We start from the raw sequence: 6,633 nt of genomic DNA, 5'->3' as shown, positions 1-6,633 counted from the left end.
TGTCCACTGTTAATCAGTGGACACATCTTGCCCCGCCCTCAGGCCCGAGGATACGTGCTGATAAATTCGCGCTTACGTTGTTGGGGTTTGTCGCATTCGGAAATCTCTACTTCTGACCGGTACTAATTCGGGTGTAGGGTCACCATATCTACTGCTGGATTTTCGGAATGGATATCCAAACTATCTTGCCGAGAGTGATTCCATCAAACAAGCGTCGTTGACTGAAGGCGAGGCGGTGGCATTGTGGGATGTGATATCGCGAACGCTGCGCCCACGTCCGCACGGCTTCTGATAGTTGAAGCGCGCGACACGTGGCTGTTGATTTTTCGCTGCTGCTCCCCCAAAGCGTGGGCACACGGCTGACATGGCAGACGGAAACGGCAGTTCAACATAGGCTTGCCCCCCCGCCTCGGGAATTCCCCCGTTTGACCGGCGAGTTGCAACGTTTTTGCAAACTCGCTGCTAAAGTTCGGACTCGTCTGATGGCGGTCTTTGTCGCGTTTGCGGAGAATGACTCCATCGCCAATTCATCGGTGATCGGGTGTGGAAACCCGAACTCAACAGCGGGCGCGCCGCCATTTGGCGGCCTGTTCGCAATGTGCGCCTTCAACGGGCGGGCCTTGGCCGGAACACGCTTGCGTGTGCCGCACTGTTGAGTCGGTTTTCCACTCCGGCTTTGTGCCCGCCCACCTCATCACCCGATGAGGTGCGGGTTGTCAACCGCACTCGTTGGAGGCCGCATGCCGCATCACTCACATTCCGAATTCACCTCGCAATTGTCGTTGGCCGAGCAGACTTCACTGCTCACATCGCTGGGGCAGCATTTGCCGGACGACGAATCATCCCTGAACGACAAAACCCGCGACATCTACGCCCGACTGTGCGCCGTGAGCAGCACTGTTCGCGAAACCGTCTCGAATGCCAGCGACGATCTTCTACAACTGAACGATGCGATCGATGCATTGCTCGATCTGTTGGACAACGGCGCGCGCGTACCGGTATCCAGCGCAAAACTACATTGCCTGATCGCACCGCTCAAAGGCCGCCTGGATGCCGTCTCGCGGGAAATGTCGGCGCTGGTGTGAAGCGGCTGGCGTGTTTCGTTGAGATTCCGAGCACGAAAAACCGGTCACGCCCAGTGACCGGCGCACTTGGCGAATCTTGCGTGGGGGGAAACTTAATCCCAAGTTGCGCTCAGTGCGGCAGGGTCAATTTGCTTATTTATCTGCTCAGTATCTGCTCATAATTGAGCAGATACCGTCCAAAATGAGCAGATTCATCAAGTTTTGAGCAGATACTGAGCAGATTACCGAGCTACGCCGCCCGAAGGCGGCGCCATCAATCGAATTGGTAGGAGTAATTCGCGTTGAATCGCACCGGCCGGTTGTTCGCGTTGGAAGGCGCATCGGCCACCGGCTTGGAGAACGAGAGGTCGAAGGTGTAGTGCTTGGCGTCAGAAATCCGCGTGCCGATGCCGAACGACGCGAGTTTGTTATGCGTCAACACACCCCGGTTGACGTACACGCGCGCCGTATCGAAGACGATAAACGGCTGGACGGTCTTCAGGTATTTGAAGTCCGTGCGAAACAGCCGGTTGAACTCGAGCGACGCGCCCCACCCCGAATCGCCTGCGATTTCACCTGCCGGGTAGCCAAGGCCGTAGCGTACGCCGCCGAACGTCGCCTGTTCGGACGTGGGCACGGTGTTGTTGCTGTATTGGCCGCCTACCCCCACCACGACGCCAAAGTCATGCGGCAGCACCCACCCCTGGCGGGCGTCGACCGTATAACGGATGAACGACAGGTCATAGGGCCCCAGCGTTTGGGGAACACCCGCAGGCACGGTCGTGAAGGATTGCGACGCCCCGAAGCCGGTGAAGCCCTTGTAGATCGCGACGGACGCACTGCGCGACTGCGTTTCCGTCACCTCGTTGTAGGCCAGTTGCACCTGCGCCGCGCGAACATGCGTGCGCGAGTCGATGTTGTTCGGTGAGTTCGGCACCTCGTAGCGGTCGCGGTTATCCACACCGTACATGCCGCCGCTCGCCGTCAGGCTGCGTTGATTGTTTAGCAGAATCGGATAGCTGACGCTCACCCCGATGCGCTTGTTGTCGAGGTGCCGCTCAAGGCCTTGCGCGGTCAGCGTTTTATCGTCCGGCTGTCCCCGGTAATGCGAAGCGTCGACCTTCGCCGTCAGGCCGTCGGTGCCCAGCGGCTGCGTGTACGCCGCGGCGTAGAACTCTTCGTTGTTGTGCCCTTTCGGAGCAATCGCCGTCAGCTGGATCTGCTCGCCGAGCGGCGTGAGCGCGTTGCTCGTGACCGTGACCAAGGCGCGGATGCCCGGATTGTTGTAGCTGAGCGACGTGCCGACAGTCACCGGCTTACGGCTCACGTCTAGCGACAGCTCGGTCGCGCCGTCGGTCTGCGTGGGCGGCTTGAGATCGGCCTTGACCTGCATGCCGGGCACAAGCGTGAGCAGGTTCAGATAGCGCTCGAAGGTCGTGCGCGTAAGCGGCCGCTCGGCTTCGATGTGTTGCGCGATGCCATGCAAGCGTGCTTCCGACGGTCCCGGCGAGCCCGTGATTTTGGTGCTCGCGACGTAGCCCTCAACGACCGTGACGCGGACGAACCCGTCCTTGAAATCCTGCGCAGGAACGAACCCGAATGACAGCAGGTACCCTGCCTTCTGGTACATCGCCGTGACTTCATTGGCTTTTTCGACGAGATCGCCAATCGTCACTTCCTTGCCCGCCAGCGGCGCGAACAGTGCGGCGACCGGCGCGAAGGGGATGCTTTTCACCCCCTCGATGCCAAAACGTTTCGGCACGATCTTGCGGGCAAGCAACGCCTGCACGGCTTGCTCCTGACTGGGGGCTTCGAGACGGAATGCCGGTGCGGCGACCTTGGGCGCCTCGATCTTGGGCAGACTGTCCATCGGGTTGCCTCTGACCGGGCTGGACTCACCCCAGGCCGGCCCGGCGACGACCGCGCCGAGCGCCGTGACGGCGGCAGCGGCAATGGCAATGCGAAGCGGGTTTTGTGTACGAACGAAGTTGACGGCTGCGTGCTTCCCCCCGCTCCCCGTGGTGCGGGTTCCTCCATGGCGATTCGCCATCCCTTCCCCCCTTGCGGCATCTTATTCTGTGGGGCCAGTGTAACTGAGATGCTTCGGTTTCCGGAACGATGCTGCGCCGCGTCGTTGCGGCGGAGTGACGTGCGCCCACAACCACGGGCGTTTGGCGGCTAGAGGATTACCTCCAAACTTGCCGGGCGGGGCCCGGCGCCACTCACGCAAGCATGTCGGCCCAGATGCCCTGCGCCCAGGCGAGACCGAGAGGCCACTCATCTGGATTGGCTTTCGCGGACGCGCCCCCCGTGCCCGGTACCGGCAGCATGGTGCGTAGCGCGGCATTGTAGCGATGGACACTCGCCACATGCATGGCGTCCGTCTCGGTCACAAAGCTGTAGCACGTGTTGCTGTACAGCGGCATGGCATTGATGTCCCGCCCCGCCAACTGTGCGACGACCGCCGCCGCACACACTTTGCCGTGCTGGTTTGCCATATGGCCCGACTTGGGCATCTGCGGCGCAATCTGAAGCGCGTCGCCGAGGACATGCACGCCGGGCATGGCCCGCGATTCGAACGTCAGGAAGTCGACTTCGCACCAGCGGCCGTTGGCCGTGGCGAGTCCGCTCGCGGTGGCAATGGCGCCCGCCTGCATCGGGGGGATGACGTTGAGGACGTCCGCGCGCACCTCTTCACCTAACTCGAAACGGGCAAGGTATGCACCCGAAGCGCCGGGCGCCGCTGCCGCCTCCGTGCAATTGAACTGAGGGTGGTATTCGACCATGCCGGGGTAGTGCGTTTGCCAGGCGTCGCGAAACTGGGTCGCTTCGGCGAGGATGTCCTCGTTTGCGTCAAAAATCAGCACTTTTGCGCGCGGTTTGTGATGGCGCAGGTAGGCCGCGGCCTGGCAGGCGCGTTCATATGGCGCCGGCGGGCAACGGAAAGGGGCTTCGGGAATCGTGATGGCGAACACGCCGCCGTCGGGCATCGCGTGAAGCTTGCGTTGCAACGACGCGATCTCGCGAGCGTCGGCCCAGGCGGCGGGCAAAGCGTCGCGAAGCGCGGTGTCCGCCATGCCGGCGATGGCGTCCCACCGCAATGCCACGCCGGGCGAGACGATGAGCCGGTCGTAGGCCAGCTTCGTGCCGTCGGCCAGGCGCACCTGCCGGCGGGCCGCATCGATGGCGTCGGCACGCGTGCGCCGCCAATGTACGCCATGACGGCTGACGAGCCGGTCGTAAGGCACGGTTAGATCCGGCACGCGCAAACCGCCGCCAAGGACGAGATTCGACAACGGTGGCGAAATGAACGTGGCATTCGGCTCGACGAGCGTGACGTCGAGCGTGCCGCCCGAGAGCATGCGGAGATATTTCGCGCCGGTGGCGCCGCCAAAGCCGCCGCCGATGACGACGACGCGCGCGCCACCGCGCACGGGCGTCACGTACGGATTCGCGACGGGATCGGCAGGCGCGCCGGAAGCGGTCTGCGCGGCAACGGCGGCGCGAGGCAGCCCGCCGATGCCGGCCCAGGCCAGTGCGCCCAACGCACCCAGTCCGTGGAGAAAGTGGCGACGGTGCATGGCTTATCGGCCCGCGGGCGGCGCCGCGGCGCGCGATGCGAAGTACGCGGCGATGCGCGCCAATTCGTCATCCTGATACCCGGCGAGCAATTGCCGCATGAGCGTCGACGGCGGGCGTCCATCACGCAAATCCCGCAATTGTGCGAGCAGCGCGTCGGCCGAGCGGCCGTCGAGCGCCTTCAATGCGGGTCGGCGCGCATGTGCAGGCGCCGCGATATTGTGGCAACTCAGGCAGGACATCGCCCAATCGCGCGCTTGCAGATCGGCAGCGCCGGCGCTGCCGGCGGCCATCGCCAGCGCAACGCCTGTCACCCACGAAGACCACGGGCGCGCCCATTGGCAAAGGCGGCGTCGGCGCGCCGTGACAGGCATGGGCCGGACGCCCCGGATCAGTTACTGGCCTTGCCGGCAGCCGGGCCCGGTTTGATCGGGCTTTCGCTGATCGGCGCAGGGCCGCTCAACGGCTTCGAGGTCACCGTATCGGTCGAGATCGGCGAGGTCGTCGCGACCGGGGCGTCTTCCTGCGGCGCCGGCTGCGGATTTTTCGACGCCTCATCCGACAGGCGCTTCGCCTCGTCCGGCCGCACGTATTCGTACAGCTTGACGACCTTCTGTACGCCGTCGACGCGGCTGGTCACATCCGCGGCCATCTTGCCTTCCGGCTCGGACACGAGGCCCATCAAATAGACTTCACCGCGCTCCGTCACGACCTTGAACACGTTGGCCGAGAGTTCCTTGGTGTTGATCAGGTTGGCCTTGACCTTGCTCGTGATCCACGCATCGTTCGAGCGCGAGCCGAACGAGCTTGCGCCGCTGATGACGAGTTCGTTGACGATGCCACGCACATTGTTGATCTGGCGGACCAGTTCCTCGGCGCGGTCTTTCGACGCCTGATTCGGCACTTCGCCCGTCAGCAGGACACGACGGTTGAACGAAGTGACGTTGACGTGCGCCTGATCGGGCAGTTGCTTTCCGATGGTCGTTTCGGCCCTGATCTGGATCTCGCGGTCATCCGTCTGAGCGCCGACGGTGCGGCGATCTGTCACCACCAGCGCGCCGCCGGCGACACCGCCGAGGATCAGCGGGGCGCACCCAGCCAGCGTTGAGGCAACCAGGATGCCCGCACACAGGGGCTTGATCAAACGTTGCAAATTCATCAGGCATTCTCCTTGGATTTCTGTCGAACTCGTTCGAATGAGATCCGGCCGGTCCCCGTCACGTCGGAATCATGAAAATTTTCAGACAGGCCGCCGCCCCCGCGGCGTGCCGTCCGTATGCATCTTGACGTCGGGATGTGACGATTGGTTCACGCGTCGCCGAGCAACATCGCGTCGATGCCGTCGCACAGGCAGTGAATGGTGAGCAAATGGACTTCCTGGATGCGCGCCGTACGGTCGTGCGGCACGCAGATATGGACATCGAGTTCGGCCAGTGCCGAATTCATCTTGCCGCCATTTTTGCCTGTCAGGGCGATGACGGTCATCTCGCGCTCGTGCGCCGCTTCGATGGCCGCCAGCACGTTGGCCGAGTTGCCCGAGGTCGAGATCGCGAGCAGGACGTCGCCCGGCTGGCCAAGCGCCCGTACCTGTTTGGCGAAGATGCTGTTGAAGTCGTAATCGTTGCCGATCGCGGTCAGGATCGATGAATCCGTGGTCAGCGCGATCGCGGGCAAGCCCATGCGTTCACGCTCGAAGCGGCCGATCAGCTCGGCGGCGAAGTGCTGGCAGTCGGCAGCCGAGCCGCCGTTGCCGCATGCGAGTACCTTGTTGCCATTGGCGAGCGCGCCGAACATGACGTCGGTCGCCGCGGCGATCGGGTCGGCGAGGAATTCCAGCGCCTTGAGCTTGAGCTCGGCGCTATCCTTGAAATGTTGTTGAATGCGTTCGATCAACATGGTCGTTAGCCAGCAGTATTGCAGGGATGGCGGGCGCCACTCGGCGCACTGCACTTGGCGCAAGTTTAACAGGGGCGGACGGCGGCGCGGGCCT

General features: G+C 63.2%; 7 protein-coding genes. 2 read left to right on the top strand and 5 right to left on the bottom strand.

Annotation, left to right across the window (positions count from 1 at the left end):
* The first annotated feature begins 64 nt into the window (after positions 1–64).
* Positions 65–292 carry a T6SS immunity protein Tli4 family protein gene (locus PTE30175_RS29280; protein ID WP_191629179.1) on the top strand — a complete coding sequence of 76 codons (228 nt, stop codon included), beginning with the start codon at positions 65–67 and terminating at the stop codon, positions 290–292.
* A gap of 448 nt (positions 293–740) precedes the next feature.
* A complete protein-coding gene (locus PTE30175_RS22225; RefSeq protein ID WP_191629175.1) occupies positions 741–1,085 on the top strand; it encodes a DUF1484 family protein in 345 nt (114 codons plus the stop codon).
* A gap of 253 nt (positions 1,086–1,338) precedes the next feature.
* Here the strand turns inward: PTE30175_RS22225 and PTE30175_RS22220 are convergent, their stop codons facing one another.
* The 5 genes from PTE30175_RS22220 to PTE30175_RS22200 all read right to left on the bottom strand — a co-directional run bounded on the left by PTE30175_RS22220 (position 1,339) and on the right by PTE30175_RS22200 (position 6,539).
* Complete coding sequence (locus tag PTE30175_RS22220) at positions 1,339–3,114, bottom strand: ShlB/FhaC/HecB family hemolysin secretion/activation protein (RefSeq protein ID WP_150699245.1); 1,776 nt, start codon at positions 3,112–3,114, stop codon at positions 1,339–1,341.
* Positions 3,115–3,286: 172 nt separating this feature from the next.
* Positions 3,287–4,645, bottom strand: a complete 1,359-nt coding sequence (locus PTE30175_RS22215; protein WP_150699244.1) for an NAD(P)/FAD-dependent oxidoreductase — start codon at positions 4,643–4,645, stop codon at positions 3,287–3,289.
* A 3-nt stretch (positions 4,646–4,648) separates the two neighbouring features.
* Positions 4,649–5,017: a c-type cytochrome gene (locus PTE30175_RS22210; RefSeq protein WP_191629174.1), complete on the bottom strand. Its 369-nt coding sequence runs from the start codon at positions 5,015–5,017 to the stop codon at positions 4,649–4,651.
* Between the two features lie 17 nt (positions 5,018–5,034).
* Positions 5,035–5,802, bottom strand: coding sequence for a BON domain-containing protein (locus PTE30175_RS22205; protein WP_150699242.1), 768 nt, complete (start codon positions 5,800–5,802; stop codon positions 5,035–5,037).
* A gap of 149 nt (positions 5,803–5,951) precedes the next feature.
* A complete protein-coding gene (locus PTE30175_RS22200) occupies positions 5,952–6,539 on the bottom strand; it encodes a phosphoheptose isomerase (RefSeq protein WP_150699241.1) in 588 nt (195 codons plus the stop codon).
* Between the last annotated feature and the right edge of the window lie 94 nt (positions 6,540–6,633).

It is taken from the genome of Pandoraea terrae, from assembly GCF_902459695.1.
GTDB lineage: Bacteria > Pseudomonadota > Gammaproteobacteria > Burkholderiales > Burkholderiaceae > Pandoraea > Pandoraea terrae.
The sequence above is the reverse complement of the archived record's forward strand: the minus strand, read 5'-3'. Positions and strand labels throughout refer to the sequence as shown.